This window comes from Bradyrhizobium sp. P2_E8, assembly GCF_056403875.1.
This window is the reverse complement of the sequence record NZ_JBFUES010000018.1, coordinates 1-21,101: the sequence shown is the minus strand read 5'-3', so window position 1 is coordinate 21,101 and position 21,101 is coordinate 1. Positions and strand designations below refer to the sequence as shown.

The window sequence follows — 21,101 nt, the reverse complement described above, 5'->3', positions numbered from 1 at the left end:
GTCGACTGCACCAGATTGGTGAAACGGCGCAGGATGCGGTCTTCATCGAGCGAGGCGACGGATTTGAGCTGCTCCTCGATCTCGGCAAGCAGAGTTGTCTCGCGCGCCGAACGCTCGCGATCGGTAAGGACGAGGCGCGGATCGCGGCGGGCCTGGAACAGCGCGACGAGGTTGGCTGTGATCGCGGCGTTCTTGCGCAAGGTCTCCCACATATAGTCCTGGGTGAACGGCGCGCGGATCTGGTGCAAATAGCGGGATAGCGCCCGGATGGTCGAGACTTCCCGCCAGCCCAGGGCCGTGCGCAGGATCAGGGCGTTGTATCCGTCGGATTCGGCGCGATCGGTGACCACCGCCATGATTGAGACTTCCAGCCGATGGCTGAATTCCCGGCTGATCTCGATCGGCTGGCCGTCGCTGGTCTCGATCGTCATGTCGTGCAGCCATACCGGCTCGGGCCTGTTGCCGGGCACGATCTGATAGGTGCGTTCGTCGACCACGCGCAGGCCGTGATTTTCGATCACCGGCACGCGATAGGACAGCGATAGCGGCGCGGCGTCCGAAAACACCTTGAGGCCGAAGCGCCTGGGATCGTCCTCCTCGAAGCGGTGAACCGAAATCGTCACCGGGCGGGCCGGCGTGAGCTTCTCGATGGTGGCGATATCGGCGATCGCCTGTTCCGCCGTGGACACCTCGGTATAGCCGCCGGTAAAGGCCTGGGCATAGCGATTGGCGAGCATGCGCGCCCGCATGCCATCGGTCGACGCAGCCAGCGCGGCCTTCAGCTTGTCGGCCCAGGTCGCGGCAATGGCGCTGATCCCTGCTTCCAGCGTGGCGCGCTCGACGGCGGGAGTCTTACCTTCATAGCGGCCGATGATGTAGTGGACGCGCGCCAATGCTCCTTCGGGGAAGGACACGTAGGAGGCCGACAGCGTCCCCTTGTAGATCTGCGCCAGGAAGGCGCCGACGCGCGTGCGCACGTCGGTGTCGTATTTGTCGCGCGGAATGAAGACGAGGATGGAGACGAAGCGATCGAACTTGTCGACCCGGGCCAGCGCCCGGACGCGGGGGCGCTCATAGAGGATCAAGATCTCCATGACGAAATTGAAGAGAGTGTCGACGTCGACCTGGAAGAGCTCGTCGCGCGGATAATCCTCGAGCATATGCATCAACGCCTTGCCCGAATGGCTGTTCGGGTCGAAGCCGGCGCGCTGGAGCACCCGTGTCACCTTGTGGCGGATATAGGGGATCTGTCGTGCCGAGCGCGTATACGCGCCCGAGGTGAACAGGCCGACGACACGCAATTCGCCCTCGAGCCGGCCGTCGGGCGCGTAGAGCTTGATGCCGACATAGTCCATCCGGATGCGGCGATGAACACGGCTGCTCACATTGGCCTTGATGACGATCAGCAGGGTCGGCTCGCGCATGAACTCGCGAATTTCCGGCGTCATCACCACCATTTCGTTGCCGCGGCGCAGGACCTTCGCATCGGGATCGCGGAGGATGCCGAGGCCCTCGGCGGTCGTGATGTCATCCGACACGTCGCTCTCGGGCGAGAAGCGATATTCGCGCACGCCGAGAAAGGTGAAATTGTCTGCGCACAGCCATTGCAGGAACTGGTTGGCCTCGGCGACCTCGTCGATCGGCAGTGGCGGCGGATTGGACGAGAATGTCTTGATCGCGTCCTCGACCCGGTCGCGCATGGCGCGCCAGTCGACGACGCAGGCGCGCACGTCGCCGAGCGTCCTGGTGAGGCCGTCAATCAGCCTGTCGCGGTCAGCGTCGGCGTCCAGGCGGGTCATGTGGAGGTGAATCAGGCTCTCTCGCGCGCCCTTTGATCCCTCCGGGAGGGCTTCGCCGTAGAAGTGCAGCAGCTTGCCCTGGTCATCGCGCTCCACTGCGATGATGGGGTGAGCGACGAGGGTGACTTCGATGCCCTGCTCGGCGATTTCAGCCATGGTGGAATCGAACAGGAAGGGCATGTTGTCGTTGAGGATTTCGAGCACGGAGATCTCGCGCCCATCCGGCATCATCGGATTGACGATGCGGATATCGGCACGACCGGCCGTGCGCCGCTGCACGTGCTCCCAGGCCTGCTCCGCCAGGAGGGCGAGCGAGGAGGCATCGTAGTTGGCGAGATCCTCGCTATTGGTGTAGCCGAACAGAAGCTCGGCAAAGGTCCGGGGGGCCTTGCCCGGCTGCACGCTTTCCGCCGCGTCGTGGATCAGAGTTGCCCGGGCCTTGTCGTCGCGCCATGCCATAGCGTCCTCCATATCCCGGCCGACGAACCGCAAATGCGGTCAGGCGTTGTTTTTGGAGTGCGTCTCTGCGCGCGCCATCGTCTCGACCGTATTTCAATCGCGCCGGTCTTGCGGCCTTCACGATACTAGCACCCCGAAGCTGCCATGGCGCGCAGAGTTATGAGGCGTGCTCAAGGCCGAAGTCGGCGGCGAGGGTCGCTGCGCCGTGAGCACTTGCAACATCACAAGGAGTTTCAACAGTGTAGGAGTTCGTGGTTTTGTTCCGGATGGCGCGCCATTCATCATCAGGCCTTCATGCGCTCTTCGGCCGGAACGCGACGACGGATCCGGCCGGCTCGTCCTCGCCCATCGCCGCCTCGATCGCCTTCGCAAGTGCGGCCTGGTCGAACGGTTTTGCCAGGCGCGGCAGGCTGGACCGCGCGTCGCTCGGGAGGTCCGCGTATCCCGTGCTGAGGAGGATGACCGTCTCCGGGCGCTCCGCAGCGATGGCGCCGGCAAGCTGCAGGCCGGTCATGCCGGGCATGGCATAGTCGGTCACGACCAGGTCGACGGTGCGCGTGCGGCGGAGCAAAGCCAGTGCCTCATCGCCCGAGCGCGCCTCGACCACGATGTGCCCGAGATCCTCCAGCATCGCTGCCGTGTTCTCGAGCACCAGGAGGTCGTCGTCGACGACGAGCACGGAAAGCTGCCGGCTGGCTCGGGCTACGGGAGCCGGAGCCGCCGTGCGCGGGTCCGGCTCCACGGTCGCCTCGGCGATCGGCAGCCAGATGTCGGCCGTCGTGCCCTCGCCGGGACGGCTCTTCAGGACGAGCCTGCCGCCGGACTGCTCGGCCAGTCCGTGGACCATCGACAGGCCGAGCCCGGTGCCTTTGCCGACGCCCTTGGTCGTGAAGAACGGCTCCTGGGCGTGCTTGAGAATCTCGTCGCTCATGCCGCAGCCCGTGTCGCTGACCGAGAGCACGACATAACCGCTGCTCGAAGGGCCGCCTTCGCCCTGCTCCTCGTGCGCGGCGATGGTGATCAGGCCGCCGTCCGGCATCGCATCACGCGCGTTGACCGCGAGGTTGAGGATCGCCAATTCGAGCTGGTTGGCGTCGACCTTCACCTTTGGCAGATGCATCGGGAACCGGGTCTCGACAGCAATTCCGGCTTCGAATTTCAGCAATGACGCCATGCCGTGCACCAGCTCGCCGACATCGACGACCGCCGGCTTGAGGTGCTGTTTGCGCGCGAAAGCGAGCATGCGCTGGGTCAGGGAGGCGCCGCGCGCCGCGCCTTGCATCGCGTTCTCCACCAGGCGCTGGATCTTCGGATCGCCCGTCGGCAGGCGCTTCTTCAAGAGCTCGAGGCTGCCGAGAACGGCCGCCAGCAGGTTGTTGAAGTCGTGGGCCACGCCGCCGGTGAGCTGGCCGATGGTCTCCATCTTCTGCGACATCATCAGTGCTTCGCGCGCGCGATCCAGCGCTTCCTGCGCCCGTCTCCGTTCGCTGACGTCGCGTACGATCTTGGCAAAGCTGGCGATCGCGCCGCTTTCGTTCCGGATCGCGACGATCGTTGCCTCCGCCCAGAAGCGGCTGCCGTCCTTGCGCACCCGCCAGCCTTCGATGGCGGACTTGCCCTCCCGCTCGGCTTCAACGAGCGCGCGCGCGGGCGCCTCGGCCGCGCAATCTTCCTCAGTGTGAAAAATGGCGTAGCTCGTGCCGACGATGTCGTCGCCATAGCCCATCAGCCGGCGCGCGCCGAGGTTCCAGTTGCCCACGCGCCCGTCCGGATCGAGCATGAAGATCGCGTGGTCGACGATACCTTCGACGAGCAGCCGAAAGCGTTCCTCGCTGCGCCTCAGTGCGTCGGCCTCGCGTTGGGCGCGCTCCGCCGATGCCCTGTCATAGACGGCAGCCGCGATTCCGATGCTCAGGATCATGATGGTGATGCCGGCGAGCAGGAACGCGAGCGGCGCCTGACCGACGCCGAGATGTCCTGCCTGCCGGGCCATGGTGCTCGTCGGCACGAACATGGCGCCTTGCATCGCGGCGTAGTGCATGCCGGAGATCGCAAGGCCCATCACCAGGCCCGCGAACAGCCGCTGGACCGCGTTGGTGTTGCGAAAGGCGAGCCAGAGCGCCACGATCGAGGCGCTGATCGCGATCAGGATCGAGGCCACGACCCAGCGGGGATCATATTGGATGAGGGCCGCCATCCGCATCGCGGCCATGCCGGTATAGTGCATGCCGGAGATGCCAAGTCCCATCGCGAAGCCGGATGCGAGCAGCGCCTGCGGGCGTCGTCCGACAACGGTAAAGGCGGCAGCGGCGACGACGATCGGAATGACCAGCGAGAGCAGAGTCAGGAATGAATCGTAGGAGATCTCGATCCCAGGCAGGCTGAAGGCCAGCATGCCGACGAAATGCATCGACCAGATGCCGCCGCCCATGGCGATCGCAGCGGCTGCCAGCCAGGATCGGCGGGCCCTTCCCGAAGCAGCTCGCATTCGGGTCGCCAGGTCCAGCGCCGTATAGGAGGCGAGGGCCGCGATCAGAATCGATAACGCGACCAGGACGGGATCGTGAGAAGCTGCATGATGATGCATTTCGGCCAACGCTAGCCGAGCTTGCGTTCGGGCTTACGCATGAGGTCCTCCCCCGACACCGAAATCGTCCGCGGCACCACGATGGGCGCCGCAGGCGTCCACGAAGTTCGAATCGGCCGTCATGGTGCACGCAATCGTGCATTGCCGCCACTCTCATGGCGTGATCGGGGGCGGCCCGCGGGAACCATCCGTTATGCCGGCAGCAGACCGGCCGCGCGGTAGCCGTCGATCAAGGCGTCGTAGAGCGAGAGATCCGACCGGCTCCGCGCCAGGAGCTGGGCGCCGGCGATGGCGGCGAAGATCGCGCGTGCGCGCCGATCGCTCTCCTCGGAACCGGCCAGCGCCGCAGCGGACAGAACCTTGCTCAGCCAGGCAACATTTACGTCCGCAAAGGCCTGCACCTCCCGCTTCACCGCGTCCGGCAGGTCGTCATGCTCGGCAGCCATGAAGCTGCACAGGCACATGCGATTGCCGTTCTCGAGCGCCTTGCGAAAGACGTCGGGATAGCGGTGCAGGCAGCGCAGGGGATCCTGGGTTTCGGCCAGCATGGCTTCGAGCGCCGCCGCGGTGTCCTCCCAGTAGCGTCTGGCGACTGCCGCGCCGAGATCGGCCTTGCTCGGGAAATGATAGTGGATGCTGGCGGCCTTGATGCCGACTTCAGCGGCGAGGTCGCGGAAGTTCAGGCCGCCATAGCCGTGCGCCTGTGCGGTGCGTTTGGCGGCCGCCAGGATGGCTTCCCGCGCGCTGGAACTCATGTCGGTGCCTCACTGCTTCGTTATCTACCAAGTGACAGATAGGCTTTGACCGCCAGGTTTTGAAGGCTATAGTTGACTACCAAGTGGCAGGTAGGGAAAAGCGAAGAGGTTCAGCGATGAAGATTCATGATTGGGCCACCGGCCCTTATCCGGCCCGCGTCCGCATCGCGATAGCCGAGAAGAATCTGCGGCCGCGCGTCACATTCGTGTCGGTCAACCTGCGCAAGGGCGAGCACAAGAAACCCGAATTCCTCGCCAAGAACTACTCGGGCACGCTGCCGGTGCTCGAGCTCGAGGACGGCACCTTCATCGGCGAATGCACCGCCATCACCGAATATCTCGACGCGCTCGACGGCGCGCCCGTGCTCACCGGCAGGACGCCGCGCGAGAAGGGCGTGATCCACATGATGAACAAGCGCGCCGAGCTGGAGCTGCTCGACGCGATCAGCGTGTACTTTCATCACGCGACGCCGGGGCTTGGGCCCGAGGTCGAGATCTATCAGAACGCCGAGTGGGGCTTGCGTCAGCGCGACAAGGCCTTCAGAGGCATGCACTACTTCGACGGCATTCTGAAACAGCAGCCATTCGTCGCCGGCGAGGCCTTCTCGATGGCCGATATCGCGGTCATCGGCGGCTTGATCTTTGCGGACCTCCTGAAACTGCCGGTGCCCGCGGAGTGCGAGGCTCTTCGCGCCTGGTACGCCCGGATGCAGGAGCGCCCGAGCGTCAAGAACCGGGTGACGATGTCAGAGCCGGCCGACGTGTCCGCCTGACATCGGGCCGCGCCACCGCGAAGTCGCGTCGAAGCAGGTGGTTCGAACTCGTTCCATCGATGACGCTCTCCATCGGTGCGGCGGAGCAATCCTTCGAGATCTGACCGGCTGACGCCGGTCATGCGCGTCGGCACGTTGTCGTTGGCGTCGCCGCACGATCGTTAATCTGAAATAATGACGATCTTCAGCACAAATGCTAGGTCGAGTCGCAGGTCACGACGCTGGGCTCCCCAGGCCGGTCACGACAATCTCAGCGCGTGTTGAAATCCGAGGGCTCAATGGGACGACTACTGAATATTGTGACGCCACTGCATGCCGCGACCAAGCGCGACTACATGGGGCGCATGAACGACGACAAGATCGGCTGCTCGCTGAAGGCGCGGGAATACGAGGTCGATTACTGGGATGGCGATCGTCGCTTCGGCTATGGCGGCTACCGCTTCATCGAAGGGCGCTGGGCGCCGGTCGCCAAGGCGCTGATCGAGACCTATGGCCTGAAGGATGGCTCCAGCGTGCTCGACGTCGGCTGCGGCAAGGGCTTCCTGCTGTACGAGATGCAAAAGATCCTGCCGGGCTTGAAGGTCGCCGGCTTCGATATCTCCAGACACGGTCTTGCCAATTCGCACGAGCAGGTGCGGCCGTATTTGTTCAATCATCGCGCCCAGGACGCCTATCCCTATGGCGATGACAGTTTCGACCTCGTCATCTCGCTCGGCACCCTGCACAATCTCAGGCTCTACGAGCTCGATGCCGCGCTCAAGGAGATCGAGCGGGTCGGCAAGAACAAATTCGTCATGGTCGAGGGCTACCGGACCGTTGCCGAGCTGCACAATCTCGAATGCTGGGCGCTGACGGCGGAGTCCATCCTGCACACCTCCGAATGGATATGGCTCTACGGAAAGCTCGGCTACACCGGCGATTACGAATTCATCTATTTCGAGTGACCGGGCGCGGCGGGCGAATGCGGCATTGAAGTCCCGGAACGTTACGACGACGTTTACCAATCATCGCAAGCAAATCGCAGCGGTGTCTTGGTATAGGGCGAGCGACCCGGTGGAACCCATGCCGCTGCTCGACATACCGACCATGAACACGCGCGAGGCGCAACGAAACGGGCGGCAGCCTGATTTCGGTTGAAGATCGATTGCGGCGGCGCAGCCGGCCAGATCACCTGTAATCTGCTTCACACGCAAATGCGGCCAATGGCGCTAGATCAGCTTAGGCCTCGCCTACGAGCGGCCTGGTTCGGAGCTGGCGATGATGGCTGCACTGGCGAGGGCGATATCCCGTGCGACGAGAATCAACGTCGCTGTCGAAACTCTGAAAATCATCATGATCTTCTCGGGTGCGGGCCTGCTGCTCTCCCTCGTGGCCGCGATGATCTACGGAAAGGCCCTGAAGGCCGCCTTGTTCTGACATCGTGGAGGTTGGCCGCCTCACCGCCACCCAAGCGCGGGCGCGGCATCGCTGCGCCCCGCGTCCATCGGGAAGTCCACAATGCGCCGCAAGTGCACCTTCTTACGCGGCCGTACTGTCGATCGAACGGCGGATCTCCCGCTGCACTTCCGCGCTCGATAGAAACAGATCGTGATTGATGATGCTCCAGCCTTCCTGGGAAGCATCGACCACGCGCACGCCGAGCCGCTGGATGACAGCCTTCTCGGCAGCGCCGACCCTGGTCATTCCACCCGCGATTTGTCCCGACAGAGCCAGAGCGCGATCGTTCGTCGCGGCGATCACGGTGATCTTGCCGGCAAGCGGACCGATGCGGTGGATCGCCGACGTGAACACGTCCATGTCGATGTCGGGCGCGGCAAACACGACCGTCCCGATCCTGCTCGTGACAGTGTCGCCGTATCGCGCATAGAGCTGACGCAGGCTCTCGAGCGTCAGCATGGTCCCCATGCTGTGCGCAACGATGTGCACGCGGCCGCCGCCTGACGTCGACACCAGGGAAGAGAGCACGCGTTCGAAATCGTCGCGGGACCACATCGCACTGTCCCGGTCATAGGCATAGTCGAACAATGCTGCCTTGGAGGGCCAGGAGAACACCATGGTCCGGCCGCGGAACTTGATCCCATCGGAGAGATGGGCGGCGTCGAGCGCCGCCGTCTCGAATGTCTGCTTGAAGCCGTGCACATAGATCAGCACGTCTCCTCCCGCGCCGCCCTGCGCAAGGAGATCGCCAATTTCGGCTTGCACCGGTTCGACCTGATCAAGGCGCCAATCGCCCAGTCCGACCGAGGCGAGGGAAAGTCGGCTCTCGTCCGGCGCCACCAGCCTTGCTCGCGCGACCGTCATTGCGGTCGCGCGCTCCGGCCCGAACCAGGGTTTCGTGCGGCCGCCCTTCACGGGCTTTCGTGTGGTGGCGACGAGCAGTGTGGGATCAGCGGAAAGGGACGACGCGTCGTAGCGCGCGCCGGTCGCGCCCAAGCCTGCGCATCCGCCCAGCGCGAGAGCACTGCCTGCCGAGACAAGCCCGCGCAGGAGCGCGCGGCGCGAAGGAGAATGATGAGAGTCGGGTTGTAAAAGATGTCGGACGATCACGCGGAACCTTTGGGAACTATGCCCACCATAGCGCCGCCCCGCCTACTCCCTGAATGACAATGGGGGCGAGAAGACGGCGGAGCAGCGTCCTGGCAGGTCGCGTGTCATGGCGTCCGTTCGTCGGTCTGCGAGCGATGCGACGAAGTTCCAACGCCTGGCATCTCTCAGCGCCACCCAAGCGCTGGAGCGACGTGCGTCAAGATCGCCTCGATCGCATGCGCGCAGTAGGCCACGCCGAGCTGATTAGGAATGGTCAGCAGCAACGTATCGGCCTCGGCGATCGCTTCGTCCTGCCGTAGCTGCTCGATCAGCGCATCGGGCTCGGCAGCATAGGAGCGGCCGAAGATGGCCCGCGTCTGCGGGTCGATGAAGCCGATCTGGTCTTCGCCTCCGCGCTCGCCGCCGAAATAGGCGCGGTCGCGATCGTTCATCAGCGCGAAGATGCTGCGGCTGACGGACACGCGCGGTTCGCGAGTGTGGCCGGCTTCTTTCCATGCGGCGCGATAGGCGCGGATCTGGGCGGCCTGCTGCACGTGAAAAGCTTCGCCGGTCTCGTCGTTCTTCAGCGTCGAGCTCTGCAAATTCATGCCGAGCTTCGCCGCCCACACCGCGGTGGCGTTGGAGCCGGCGCCCCACCAGATCCGCTCGCGCAGGCCCTGCGCATGCGGCTCGAGGCGCAGCAGCCCCGGCGGGTTCGGAAACATCGGCTGCGGATTGGGCTCCGCGAAGCCTTCGCCGCGCAGGAGATCGAGAAAGACCTCAGCGTGGCGGCGGCCCATGTCGGCGTCGCTCTGGCCGTCGGCCGGCCGATAGCCGAAATAGCGCCAGCCGTCGATCACCTGCTCGGGCGAGCCGCGGCTGATGCCGAGCTGGAGCCGGCCGCCGGCGATGAGGTCGGCGGAGCCGGCGTCCTCCACCATGTAGAGCGGGTTCTCGTAGCGCATGTCGATCACGGCGGTGCCGATCTCGATCTTGCTGGTCCGGGCGCCGACCGCTGCGAGCAGCGGAAAGGGCGAGGCCAGCTGGCGCGCGAAGTGATGCACGCGGAAATAGGCGCCATCCGCGCCCAGTTGCTCCGCCGCGACCGCAAGCTCGATGGATTGCAGCAGCGTGTCCGCCGCGGAGCGGGTCTGCGATTGCGGCGAGGGCGTCCAGTGTCCGAAGGACAGAAATCCGATCTTTTTCATGCGGGCAACATATGGATGATTGGAAGGGTTTGCGAGACGTCGATCGGAGGAAAGATGGCAATACGGGGTGTGCACCCGTAAGCCCTCTTTGGGGAAAGCAGATTAGGCGCGGTTTGGACTGCTGCCCGATAGCGGGCCACGAACTCAGATCGCTCAACTTCAGTCGGCCACGCCGAGAAGCGTCCTCAGATGTCGCAACCGGTCAAATTCAATGCCTTGCGCAAGCCACCAAACGCCTTGAGCCGACAGGGCTCCGCATTGCTTGCGGCCTTTGAGCGCTGGAAGTTGGCAGTTCGCTTGACAACGGGTGCCTTCGGCTTGGGACGTTCAGCGGTCGCGATCTTTTTCGGATTGTGCCGATGACGGACGATCGGCTCCGGCTCGGACGAGCCAATATGGGCGTCTTCTAGCGGAGCAACGCGGTCTTCCACCGAAGCAGTCTGTGTCGGCATCGCGCTGCTCACGGCGGCCACGTCAAGGCGGTCAGCCTTCGCCAGGGCGTCGTTTGAAGCAGAAGTGCCCGCGTCTTGCTCGGCAAGCGGCTGCACGATCGCGACCGCGCGACGCTGTGGCGCTCTCAGCTCCATTGCCGACAGCATTCCTACACTCAACAGGATGAGGAGGCCCAACAACGCCATTCTCAGCATAATGCGCCTCTGACCCAGATTCGTGCCGCTGAAAAATTCTCCGCGCCAATGAGGCAACTTGTCGACGGCTGCCGACTTGCGACGAATCATTTGCCGACAGGGTTAACGTCGGTGATGCTCCCGCACGTGCCGATAATGCCGACGCTTAAGTCAATCATCGGCCGGGCAAGGAGATTGTTCCGTGTCACCTAGCGTCCCGCGCTGTAGCGGTTAGGCTGTGTACCTATAAACCCGCCGGCGTCATGTGACGGGTGACCACGTCCGCTTTGCTCCTATAGCGACCAAGTTCGTGCGGCAGCGCAGTATGTCGCGAAGGGCCCAAACGCGGACATTAGTCACGTCGGATTCGTGTGAATTCGCGAGTGAGAAGCACAGTCAGGATAAAGTGAAGAACAACCACCGGCCACAGCAGGACACTGGTCAAACCGCCTGCGAAACCGAGGTAGGCAAGAAACAGCGTGACCAGTGCGTTGTATGTCAGCATCCCAACGAGCGGAGGACCTGGCCAGCACGYGATTCCTAAACCGACCAGGGCGATCCCTGCAACGCGAGCAACTGGTATTGCGACGCCCGTAAGCTGTTCACGCAGCAACAATTGCACAACCAGCGACGGAACGATCAGCAACGCCAATCCAGTAGCGGCTTCGGCGATAGCGGCGAAAGTCAGCGCATTCTTCATCGTTCCGCCATACCGTTGCGAGGCTGTTAAGGCTTGGCTTTAGCCTCCTGCTCCGGCGTAAAGGGTTCGAGTTTAAAGGTCAGCTTGTCGATCTTGCCGGTGAACTTGAACGGCGGGTCATAGCGGTACTCGACCATCGCGACACCAGAGCGGGTATCCAGACCGACATCGAAGGTTTCGTCCTCCGGGAAGGTGACGGGAATGGTGTTCTCCATGGATTTCTTGGCGACTTCCTTTCCGTCCACGGAGAGCACGCCGGTCCCGCCCTTGCCCAAACCTGGACCGTCGCATTTGAAGTCGAAGACGATGGTGTGCTTGCCGGCGCTCAATTCCGGCCCTTCCCACATAGTGCGCTTGAGATCGAGCAGGTTATAGAGAAACACCACCTTGCCACGGCCGATGCCCAAGTCGCCCTTGCTCAGGAACAGGCCGTAACCGCCGAAACGTCCACCCTCGGTGACGATCATGCCTTCCGCACGACCCTCCTCGGGGATCGTGACCTCGGCAGTGATGGTATAGGACTTGCCCAGAATGCTCGGGGCCGCGCTTGCGGGCACACCACTTAGTTCGCCCGAATAGGTGAAGACCGTTCGTCCCGCCGTGAGGTTCGGGCGCGGTGCATTCCACCTCGATAGCGTGGAATTATCGAGCGGCAGCACGTTGTACTTCTTTGCCTCGGAGTAGAACAGGTCCTGGAGCTGCTTGAGCTTGTCCGGCATCTTGGCGGCCAGATCGTTGAACTGGGTCGGATCCTCCTGGACGTTGTAGAGCTCCCAAGTGTAGCCGGTGATCACATCCGGAGGCGCGGCGCTGCTCAGCTCCCACGGAAGCGTCGCCGGCGTCGTGGCCGCCACCCACCCGTCGCTATAGATGGCGCGATTGCCGAGCATCTCGAAATATTGGGTAGTGTGCTTGGTCGTTGAGCTAGCGTTCGCCTTGTCCCATGTGTACGCCATGCTGACCCCTTCGATGGGGATCTGCTTGATGCCGTTGACCGTATCGGGTTGTGGAATGCCGGTTGCTTCGAAGATGGTCGGCACGATGTCGATGACATGATGGAATTGGCGGCGGATGCCACCCAAATCGTTGATATGGCCGGGCCACGACATGGCGACGCCTTGGGCCGTGCCACCGAAGTGCGATGCGACCTGCTTCGTCCACTTGAACGGAGTGTCCATCGCCCACGACCAGCCGGCCGCGAAATGTGGGAATGTCCGATCTGATCCCCAGAACGGATACCAGAGAAACTGGTCTTTCACCGGCACAGGAACACCATTGAATGTGGTGAACTCGTTTGGTGTGCCGTTGACCATGCCTTCAGCGCTCGCGCCATTGTCGCCGCCGATATAGATGATCAGGGTGTTGTCGAGCTGGCCGAGGTCTTCGACAGCCTGGATGACGCGACCGATCTCATTGTCAGCGTAAGCGAGGTAGGCCCCGTAGACGTCTGCTTGCTTGATGAAGAGCTTCTTTTCGTCCCAACTGAGCGAATCCCACTCCGGCAAGCCCTTCGGCCAGGGCGTCAGCTTGGCGTCTTCGGGCATGATGCCCAATCGCTTCTGGTTGGCGAAGATAGTCTCACGCACTTTGTTCCAGCCGTCGTCGAACAGGTGCATGTCGCTGATCTTCTTGATCCATTCCGGCGTCGGATGATGCGGCGCATGGGTGGCGCCTGGTACGTAATAGACAAAGAACGGTTGGTCGGGTGCAAGCTCCTTGAGCTGCTTCATGTACTGGATGGCATCGTCCGCCATCGCCGTTTCCATATTCCACTTGGGATTACCCTCGAATGGATAGATGGCCGTCGTGTTGCGGAACAGGTTCGGTTGCCATTGGCTGGCGTCGCCGCCGACAAAACCGTAGAAATAATCGAAGCCCATGCCGTTCGGCCACTGATTGAACGGCCCGGCTTGGCTCGACTGGTACGAGGGCGTGTTGTGGTCCTTGCCGAACCACGAAGTTGCGTACCCGTTCGCTTTTAGGGTGGTGCCGATCGTACCTTTCTCGATCGGGATGATCGAGTCGTAGCCCGGGAAACCCGTCGAAACTTCGCCGACCACCCCGTAGCCGACCGAGTGATGGTTGCGTCCCGTGATAAGTGCCGCCCGCGTCGGCGAGCAGAGCGCGGTCGAGTGAAAATTCGTGTAGCGCAGGCCGGCGTTTGCGATGCGATCCATGGCAGGCGTGGGTATGACGCCGCCAAAGGTGCTTGGTGCACCGAAGCCCTGGTCATCCGTCATGATGAGCAGCACGTTGGGCGCGCCCTTTGGTGGCACGACGCGCGGGGCCCACCAGGGCGTCGACTCCGAGGCTTTCTCCTTGATCACCCCGCCAAATTTCGGATCGGGCRGCGGAAGTTGTTTCCCGTCGAGCGTGGTGGTGGCGCTGGGCGCGCCTGGGACACCAGTGATCTGTTGGGCCAATGCCGAGGTACAACTAAGGGCGAGAAGACCAACGCTCGCAAACAGGCTGTGACTGATTTTCACGACGAAACCCCCGGTCGGAGTTCTTTGCAGAAAATCGGGTCGCGCATTTCGATAGAAACAAGAACAATGGTCGCATGAGCAGACCGCACTTTGATCCAGATCAACTCCGTTGCTTGGACAGAGGTGGGACCTTTAACGGCCTTCTGGGCCGAATTCTTGTACTCGCGCTATGCAAATTAGGTCGTTGATCGAACCGCTTATGCTGTGTCGCCCAAAACGGGCACGACCCTTGTCGCCGATGTCCGTTGCGGGTCAAAGGCTGCCCTTGTTAGCTGGCATGACGTTGGGCGGGCAGGGGCGGCGTCAACCGCCTGCGCCGGCGGTGCGGGTATGCGACGGGCCTGGCGCAAAATGCTCGGCGCGTTCGACCAGGAGATCCAGGAAGCTTCGCGCGCGGAGCGACATCCACTGCGTCTCCGGATAGACCGCATGCAGGGGCAGTGCGGCAATCGTGTAGTCCGGCAGCACATGCTCGAGCTCGCCGCTGCGAAGACCCTCCGCTGCATTCCACTCGGGCAGGATGGCGATGCCGAGATGATGCATCGTCGCCTCCTGCATCGCATCGGCATCGTCGACGTGAATGGGTCCGTTGATGGATGCGACGTGACGGCCATGCTCGGAGTCGAAGGCCCATTGCTGCGCCGGCGACATCCGCGAGTAGACGATGCACTGATGCGAGCCGAGATCGTCCGGCGTCCGCGGCAGCGGGCGGCCGTGCAGATAGGTCGGTGTCGCCACCAGGTAGCGCTGCACGGTGCCGAGCCGGCGGGCGACGAGCGTGCTCGCCTCCAGATTTCCAATCCTCAGCGCAAGCTCGATACCTTCTTCCACCAGATTGACGAACCGCTCGCTGAAGCGAATGTCGACCCGAACTTCCGGATAATTCCGCACATATTCGGCGATCACAGGCATCATGTAGCGCCGCCCGAACGACGACGGCAGGCCGATCCGGAGCGTGCCGGTCGGGCGGGGCGCCGCCTGTTCGACACTCGACCGCGCCATGTCGAAGCTGTCGAGGATCTGCCGCGCGAGATCGTAGATCCGGTGCGCCTCGGCCGTCGGCTTCAGCGTGCGCGTCGTACGCGAAAACAGCTGCGTGCCGAATTCGCTCTCCAGCATCGCGATGCGCTTGCTGATCGCGGGCTGGCCGATGCCGAGTTCCTTGGCCGCAGCCGAGAAGCTGCCACCCTCGAGGGTGCGCACGAAAGCGCGCAGGCAATCGATCCGGTCCATAATTCATTCCGATCTGGAATAAATTATATCCCATTTATTCCGTAGTGGGCAAGGCGGCGGGCCGCTAGGCTTCCTCAAAACGAGCAATCGCAGGGCAAGGAAACAGGGGAGGGGACGACATGGCACGCAACATCGGAATTGTCGGCGCCGGAATCGCCGGCCTGCATCTCGCGCTTTACCTGCAGAAGCATGGCGTGGACGCCACCGTGATCACCGACCGGCCGCCGGAGGATTATCGCAACATCCGGCTGCTCAACACCGTCGCGCACCACCACGTGACAATCGCGCGCGAGGACTATCTCGGCGTCAATCACTGGGCCGATCCGAAGGACCATTATTACTACCACGATCATGTCTTCAATTTTCCGCAGCCGCTGAGCTTTCGCGGTGATTTCTCGAAGCCGAGCCGCGCCGTCGACTACCGGATATATCTCCCCGAGCTGATGCAGGACTTCATGAAGCGCGGCGGCAGGATCGAATACCGCCGCATCGAGGAGCGCGACATCCGTCCGCTGGTCGCGCGCTTCGATCTCCTGGTCGTCTCGACCGGCAAGGGGCCGTTGGGCCAGCTCTTTGCTTACAGGCCGGAGCACACGCCCTATTCGCAGCCGCAACGCCGGCTGTGCGTCGGGCTCTACACCGGTGTGCGGCAGCCCGATCCCATGAACGTCACGCTCTCGGTGTCACCAGGACATGGCGAGATGATCGTGATCCCGACCATCACCTTCGGCGGCATCGCCAACGCGCTGCTGATGGAGAACGTGCCCGGCGGCGACATGGAGGAGCTGGCGACGCTCAGCTACGACGACAACCCGAAGCACTTCTTGAAGGTGCTCCTGGGCAAGCTGGAGAAGCATCACCCGACCACCTACGATCGCATCGACACCGCGCGCTTCGATCTCGCGCAGCCGCAGGACCTGCTGCAAGGCGGCGTGGTCCCGACGGTGCGCAACACGGTGGTCGAATTCGACGACGGCAAATGCGCGATCGCGCTCGGCGACGTTCATGCGATCGTCGATCCCATGATGGGGCAGGGCGCCAATGTCGCCTCCTATGCGGCGTTCGTGCTCGGCGAGGAGATCGTCAACGCCGATGCGCTCGACGCGCGCCTGTGCGAGAAGATCGACCTGAAGCGGCAGGACCGCGTGCTGGCGGCCTCGCGCTGGACCAACGTGATGCTGCAGCCGCCGACGGAAGCGCTGGGCATGCTGATCGGCGCGATGAGCCAGAATCCGGCGCTGGCGAACGAGTTCACCGAGAACTTCAATTATCCCGACAGGCAGTGGGACCGCATCGCCACGCCGCAGCGCATCCAGTCCTGGATCGAACGCATGTCGGCACCATCAGAGCCCGTCAGGGCGATTGCGTGAGGATCGATGCGGGCGAGGAGTGAGATGCCGCGCGTCAATCCCGCATCATTCCGCGAAGCCGCGTCGCGCTTTGCGACCGGCGTCGCGGTGCTGACCGCGCTGGACGAGCACGGCCGCGTCTGCGGCATGACCGCGAACAGCTTTGTCACCGTCAGCCTGTCGCCGCCGACCGTGCTGGTCTCGGTCATGCCCGGCCGGATGCACCGCGCGATCACGGCGACCGGACGCTACTGCGTCAACGTCCTCCCCGAGCACGGCCGGGACCTGTCGCGGCATTTCGCGAGCCAGCCGAACACCGGCGCGGTGCCGGATTACGACATCATCGACGGCCTGCCGCGCTTGTCCGGATGCATGGCCTATTTCGCCTGCGAGGTCACACGCCACGTCGACGTCAGCGACCACACGCTGATCATCGCCGAAGTCTCGAGTTGCGATTACAGCGACACCACGCCGCTGGTGTTCTTTTCCAGCAGGTATCATCTCGGGCCGGGCGTGCCGGTGGATCGGTGACGCTCGTGCTTTGTCTCATGGGCCGCATCAGGCGTAGGCAACCCAGCCGCGCGCGTCGAACAGGCACGGAACAGCCTGCGCGCGGGGCGGCGGCGAGCAGCGGAAAGGGCGAGGCGAGCTGGCGCGCGAAGTGATGCACGCGGAAATAGGCGCCGTCGACGCCGAGCTCATCCGCCGCGACGGCAAGCTCGATGGATTGCAGCAGCGTGTCCGCCGCCGAGCGGGTCTGCGCGCCGACGACAGCCGCGTCTCGCCCTCAAGCAGAGCGCATGTCGGACGGCGTGACGCCGAACCGCCGGCGAAACACGCGGTTGAAATAGGACACGTCGGGAAAACCCGCCGAATGGGCGAGGTCGGAGACCTTGCGCCATCGGTTGAGTGGATCGAGCAGCAGCCTGCGCACGAGCAGCATGCGCTGTTCAAGCAGGAATTCGGTGAACGTGGTGCCCGTCTGTTCGAACATCCGCTGGGCACGGCGCGGACTGAGGCCGGCCTTCTGGGCCACCGAATGGATGGTCAGATCATTTCGGTTCAGATTGGCGATGATGTCGGCGCGCATGAGGTCGAGCCGCGCGGCGGAATGCCCTCTGCTGTTCGCCAGTTCCGTGCGGTCGGCGTCCGTCCCCAGCAACAGGGCGATGAGATCGACCATGTGCTGCGCCATCAGGTGCTGGCCGACCACGTCCGTGTGCGGGCCAACATTGGCGGCAAGTGCGTGGTAGCGTAGAATCGCTTCTCTTATGGGAGCTTGACCGCCAAGAACCATCCCCAGCCGGTCCTCGGCCTTGGGGCAGATCGTCAGCAGCAGGGATCGCGGAATGCGTATGGCCTTGGCCTCGCAATTGTTGCTCATGCGCGTGCCGCAGAGCACGCTCATGTCGCCGAGACCCATTTGCGATTCCGACAGCTCGATCGAATGTTCCTCATGCCGCAGGAGTATGCGGCCGGACGTGGCGATGACGAGGGACAGGCCGTCGTAACCGTCCTTCAGGGTTTCGCGCGTGCGCGAGATTTCAGCCGATGATCCGCTGGCGACAGCCATCATGACGCCGCCCAGCAGGCTGACCTGCAATTTGCAGTCGATGGTGTCGCCGGCGCCCGGCTGGATGTCGACCCGGAAAGTACGCCGGCACAACTCTTCGCGCCATCGTTCGTAGTCGCGCCCGTGCGCCGGGCCCGTGTAACGGTTGACAAAGAAATTCGGCGCGTCCGCTTGTTGCATCAAGACTCCGTTCGATTGCGACAGCTCACCATACCCGGAGATTTCCTGGGCGAAAGGCCGGGCCTGCAGATATCGCGCCAACCTAGACGATTGGCGTGGGAGCCCAATCGTGGCGAAACCGGTATTCCCTGTGTTTCGATGCTCCGCGATGCTCCCAAGGCGCTGCAGGTGAAGCGAATGGCGCCCCGTTCCAAGACAGCGAATTCTGTGAGACATGAGTCTCGCCCTCAGGCGGCGCGCATGTCGGACGGTGTGACGCCGAACCGCCGTCGAAACACGCGGTTGAAATAGGACACGTCGGGGAAACCCGCCGAATGGGCGAGGTCGGAGACCTTGCGCCATCGGTTGAGTGGATCGAGCAGCAGCTTACGCACCAGCAGCAGGCGCTGCTCGAGCAGGAATTCGGTGAATGTGGTTCCGGTCTGTTCGAAAATCCGTTGGGCGTTGCGTGGGCTGACGCCGGCCTTCTGGGCGACCGAATAGATCGTCAGATCACCGCGGCTCAGATTGGCGATGACGTCGGCGCGCATGAGGTCGAGCCGTGCGGCAGAATGCCCTCTGTAGCTCGCCAGTTCCGTGCGGTCGGCGTCCGTGCCCAGCAACAGGGCGATGAGATCGACCATGTGTTGCGCCATCAGGTGCTGGCCGACCACGTCCGTGTGCGGACCAAGATTGGCAGCGAGCGCGTGGTAGCGTGCGACCGCTTCTCTGACGGGAGGTTGTCCGCGAAGAGCCAGCGCCAGCTGGTCCTCGGCTTTCGGGCAGATCGTCAGCAGCAGGGTTCGCGGAATGCGAATGGTCTTGATCTTGCTATGGTTGCTCATGCGCGTGCCACAGAGCACGCTCATGTCGCCGAGACACATTTGCGATTCCGACAGTTCGATCGAATGTTCCTCGTGAGATATAAGCACGCGGCCGGACGTGGCGATGACGAGGCACATGCCGTCGTAGCCATCCTTCAGTGTGTCCCGGGTGCGCGAGAATTCAGCCGACGTTCCGCTAAAGGTACCTAACAGGACGCCCCCCAACAGACTGGCCTGCAATTCGCAGTCGATGCTGTCACCGGCGCCGGGCTGGACGTCGACCCGGAGCGTGCACCGGTACAATTCCTCGCGCCACCGTTCGTAATCGCGCCCACGCGGCGGGCCCGTGTAACGGTTGACGAAGAAATTCGGCGCGCCCGCCCGTTCCATCATGACTCCCTTCGCTTGCGACAGCGCACCATACCCAGGGATTGCCGAAGCGAAAGGCCAGCGCCAGCGGATATCGCGCCAATCTAAACGATTGGCGCTGGAGTCCAATCGTGGCGAAGCCGATGTCTCTACGCTTCGACCGCGTCGCTATCGGGCGGCGAGCCACGCGGGCAGATTCGGTCAGCGGTTGAGCTGGAAGCCCATTTTGACGGCGTTTCCGCCCGTGGCCGTTGTGCATCAAGGCGCCGCGGACACGTTCGCAGAGCGCTGCGAGTGAAGCGATTGGCGCTGCGTTCCAAGACAGAAAACGCCGCATACCTCACTGATGTCAGACGCAGTTTCAGTGCGATTCAGTCCCGCAATGTAGCCGGGACTGATCGCCTGACCGGTGTTCGCATCGGGATCGATAATGGTTTCGCACGAGGTCATGCATGCCGAAGGGTTCACGTCTTTCATTCAATCCCGAGGCAGGTACGGACCGGGCTTTTGTCCGCTGTGGTTTCGCTCCACGAGCGGCCTCGGTGACAGCGCTGCTGATCGCCTCCACGGCGCTGACCGCCATCGCGTTCGTACCCTCGGCCCATGCCGGCACGCCGCAATGGCTCGGCACCGCGTCGAGCGACTGGTTCGCGAACGGCAACTGGAGCGGGAGCCCGTCGGCGGTGCCGAGCGCGGCCGATGTGAGCACGACCATCGACACGACGGCGCCGAATACGACCGTCATCAATGGAGCAGCGGCAGCCACCCAGCAGCTTGTCGTCGGCAACTCCGGCAACGGCAATCTCGCGATTACGAACGGCGGCAGCCTCGGCAGCACTAACTCCGATCTCGGATTTTTTGGAGGCAGCTCCGGTACCGTCACGGTCAGCGGTTCGGGTTCGAGCTGGGCCGTCGGCACAAGCCTTTGGGTTGGGTATAACGGAACCGGCACCGTGCAGGTGTTGCAGGGCGGCGTAACCCATGCAGATACCTTCAGCCTCGGCGTCATCTCTGGCTCGCACGGCGCCGCGACCGTCGACGGTGTGGGCTCGATTCTGTCCGCAAATACAAGTGTCATCGTCGGGGATGGCGGCGACGGCAAACTGACCGTGTCCGCTGGCGGGCAGGTCCATACCTCGATTGCGGAGATCGGAAATGGCGCCGGTTCGCAGGGCGCGGCGGTGGTGACTGGCGCAGGATCATCTCTGGTCGCGAGCAGTTCCTTTGCGATCGGCGCAGCAGGCACGGGCTCCCTGACGGTGGCGAATGGCGGCGCGGTGTTCTCTAGCCAGAGCGCTCTCGGCGCTCTCGCCGGTTCGAGCGGTACCGCCACCATCGATGGCGCAGGCTCGACATGGACCCTCGGGAGCGGCCTGGTCGTCGGAAATTCCGGGGCCGGCACGCTGACGATTTTGAACGGCGGTGCCGTGAACGCCAACTTTGTGGATACCGTGATTGGCGTCAATGGGGGCAGCACCGGTAGCGTCACCGTGGACGGATCGGGCTCCAAACTGACCATGGGCGGCGCCGGACTGGTGGTCTGTTCGCAGGGCTCGGCCACACTCGCGATCGCCAATGGCGGCGCGGTCAGCAACGTTGCCGCCACCATCGGCAGCTTCGCGGGCAGCACCGGCACGGTCTCCGTCGACGGCGCCGGTTCGACCTGGATCAACAC

General features: G+C 63.4%; 15 protein-coding genes and 3 pseudogenes. 6 read left to right on the top strand and 12 right to left on the bottom strand.

What is annotated here, in order from left to right; genetic code table 11:
* From AC1D00_RS02185 to AC1D00_RS02175, 3 genes and pseudogenes are all read right to left on the bottom strand, one after another.
* A pseudogene (locus AC1D00_RS02185) lies at positions 1 to 2,270 on the bottom strand (NAD-glutamate dehydrogenase); the annotation flags it as partial.
* A 280-nt stretch (positions 2,271 to 2,550) separates the two neighbouring features.
* A complete protein-coding gene (locus AC1D00_RS02180) occupies positions 2,551 to 4,845 on the bottom strand; it encodes an MHYT domain-containing protein (RefSeq protein ID WP_477009494.1) in 2,295 nt (764 codons plus the stop codon).
* Between the two features lie 191 nt (positions 4,846 to 5,036).
* Entirely contained in the window at positions 5,037 to 5,600 is a 564-nt protein-coding gene (locus AC1D00_RS02175) for a TetR/AcrR family transcriptional regulator (protein WP_404552381.1), read from the bottom strand.
* A 116-nt stretch (positions 5,601 to 5,716) separates the two neighbouring features.
* Between AC1D00_RS02175 and AC1D00_RS02170 the strand changes: the two genes are divergently transcribed.
* The 3 genes from AC1D00_RS02170 to AC1D00_RS02160 all read left to right on the top strand — a co-directional run bounded on the left by AC1D00_RS02170 (position 5,717) and on the right by AC1D00_RS02160 (position 7,789).
* Positions 5,717 to 6,373, top strand: a complete 657-nt coding sequence (locus AC1D00_RS02170; protein ID WP_477009493.1) for a glutathione S-transferase — start codon at positions 5,717 to 5,719, stop codon at positions 6,371 to 6,373.
* A 278-nt stretch (positions 6,374 to 6,651) separates the two neighbouring features.
* On the top strand, positions 6,652 to 7,317 hold the full coding sequence (locus AC1D00_RS02165; RefSeq protein WP_477009492.1) for a class I SAM-dependent methyltransferase: 666 nt from the start codon (positions 6,652 to 6,654) through the stop codon (positions 7,315 to 7,317).
* 313 nt (positions 7,318 to 7,630) lie between these two features.
* Positions 7,631 to 7,789: a hypothetical protein gene (locus AC1D00_RS02160; RefSeq protein ID WP_167771535.1), complete on the top strand. Its 159-nt coding sequence runs from the start codon at positions 7,631 to 7,633 to the stop codon at positions 7,787 to 7,789.
* Positions 7,790 to 7,891: 102 nt separating this feature from the next.
* Here AC1D00_RS02160 and AC1D00_RS02155 read toward each other — a convergent pair whose 3' ends face one another.
* From AC1D00_RS02155 to AC1D00_RS02130, 6 genes are all read right to left on the bottom strand, one after another.
* Positions 7,892 to 8,920: an alpha/beta hydrolase gene (locus AC1D00_RS02155; protein ID WP_477009491.1), complete on the bottom strand. Its 1,029-nt coding sequence runs from the start codon at positions 8,918 to 8,920 to the stop codon at positions 7,892 to 7,894.
* Between the two features lie 164 nt (positions 8,921 to 9,084).
* On the bottom strand, positions 9,085 to 10,107 hold the full coding sequence (locus AC1D00_RS02150) for an LLM class flavin-dependent oxidoreductase (RefSeq protein ID WP_404552387.1): 1,023 nt from the start codon (positions 10,105 to 10,107) through the stop codon (positions 9,085 to 9,087).
* Between the two features lie 185 nt (positions 10,108 to 10,292).
* Positions 10,293 to 10,844 carry a hypothetical protein gene (locus tag AC1D00_RS02145; protein ID WP_477009490.1) on the bottom strand — a complete coding sequence of 184 codons (552 nt, stop codon included), beginning with the start codon at positions 10,842 to 10,844 and terminating at the stop codon, positions 10,293 to 10,295.
* Positions 10,845 to 11,085: 241 nt separating this feature from the next.
* Complete coding sequence (locus AC1D00_RS02140; protein WP_477009489.1) at positions 11,086 to 11,433, bottom strand: hypothetical protein; 348 nt, start codon at positions 11,431 to 11,433, stop codon at positions 11,086 to 11,088.
* A 26-nt stretch (positions 11,434 to 11,459) separates the two neighbouring features.
* Positions 11,460 to 13,913, bottom strand: coding sequence for an arylsulfatase (locus AC1D00_RS02135; protein ID WP_477009495.1), 2,454 nt, complete (start codon positions 13,911 to 13,913; stop codon positions 11,460 to 11,462).
* 309 nt (positions 13,914 to 14,222) lie between these two features.
* Positions 14,223 to 15,152: a LysR family transcriptional regulator gene (locus AC1D00_RS02130; RefSeq protein ID WP_477009488.1), complete on the bottom strand. Its 930-nt coding sequence runs from the start codon at positions 15,150 to 15,152 to the stop codon at positions 14,223 to 14,225.
* 119 nt (positions 15,153 to 15,271) lie between these two features.
* Between AC1D00_RS02130 and styA the strand changes: the two genes are divergently transcribed.
* Positions 15,272 to 16,522: a styrene monooxygenase subunit StyA gene (gene styA / locus AC1D00_RS02125; RefSeq protein WP_135178774.1), complete on the top strand. Its 1,251-nt coding sequence runs from the start codon at positions 15,272 to 15,274 to the stop codon at positions 16,520 to 16,522.
* Between the two features lie 24 nt (positions 16,523 to 16,546).
* Positions 16,547 to 17,032 carry a styrene monooxygenase NADH-dependent flavin reductase subunit StyB gene (gene styB / locus AC1D00_RS02120; RefSeq protein WP_135178773.1) on the top strand — a complete coding sequence of 162 codons (486 nt, stop codon included), beginning with the start codon at positions 16,547 to 16,549 and terminating at the stop codon, positions 17,030 to 17,032.
* 88 nt (positions 17,033 to 17,120) lie between these two features.
* Here styB and AC1D00_RS02115 read toward each other — a convergent pair.
* From AC1D00_RS02115 to AC1D00_RS02105, 3 genes and pseudogenes are all read right to left on the bottom strand, one after another.
* Positions 17,121 to 17,264, bottom strand: a pseudogene (locus AC1D00_RS02115) (LLM class flavin-dependent oxidoreductase); the annotation flags it as partial.
* A 24-nt stretch (positions 17,265 to 17,288) separates the two neighbouring features.
* On the bottom strand, positions 17,289 to 18,254 hold the full coding sequence (locus tag AC1D00_RS02110; protein WP_477009487.1) for an AraC family transcriptional regulator: 966 nt from the start codon (positions 18,252 to 18,254) through the stop codon (positions 17,289 to 17,291).
* A gap of 227 nt (positions 18,255 to 18,481) precedes the next feature.
* Complete coding sequence (locus AC1D00_RS02105; protein WP_235885931.1) at positions 18,482 to 19,555, bottom strand: AraC family transcriptional regulator; 1,074 nt, start codon at positions 19,553 to 19,555, stop codon at positions 18,482 to 18,484.
* Between the two features lie 413 nt (positions 19,556 to 19,968).
* Between AC1D00_RS02105 and AC1D00_RS02100 the strand changes: the two are divergent.
* Positions 19,969 to 21,101: pseudogene (locus AC1D00_RS02100) on the top strand (autotransporter outer membrane beta-barrel domain-containing protein); the annotation flags it as partial.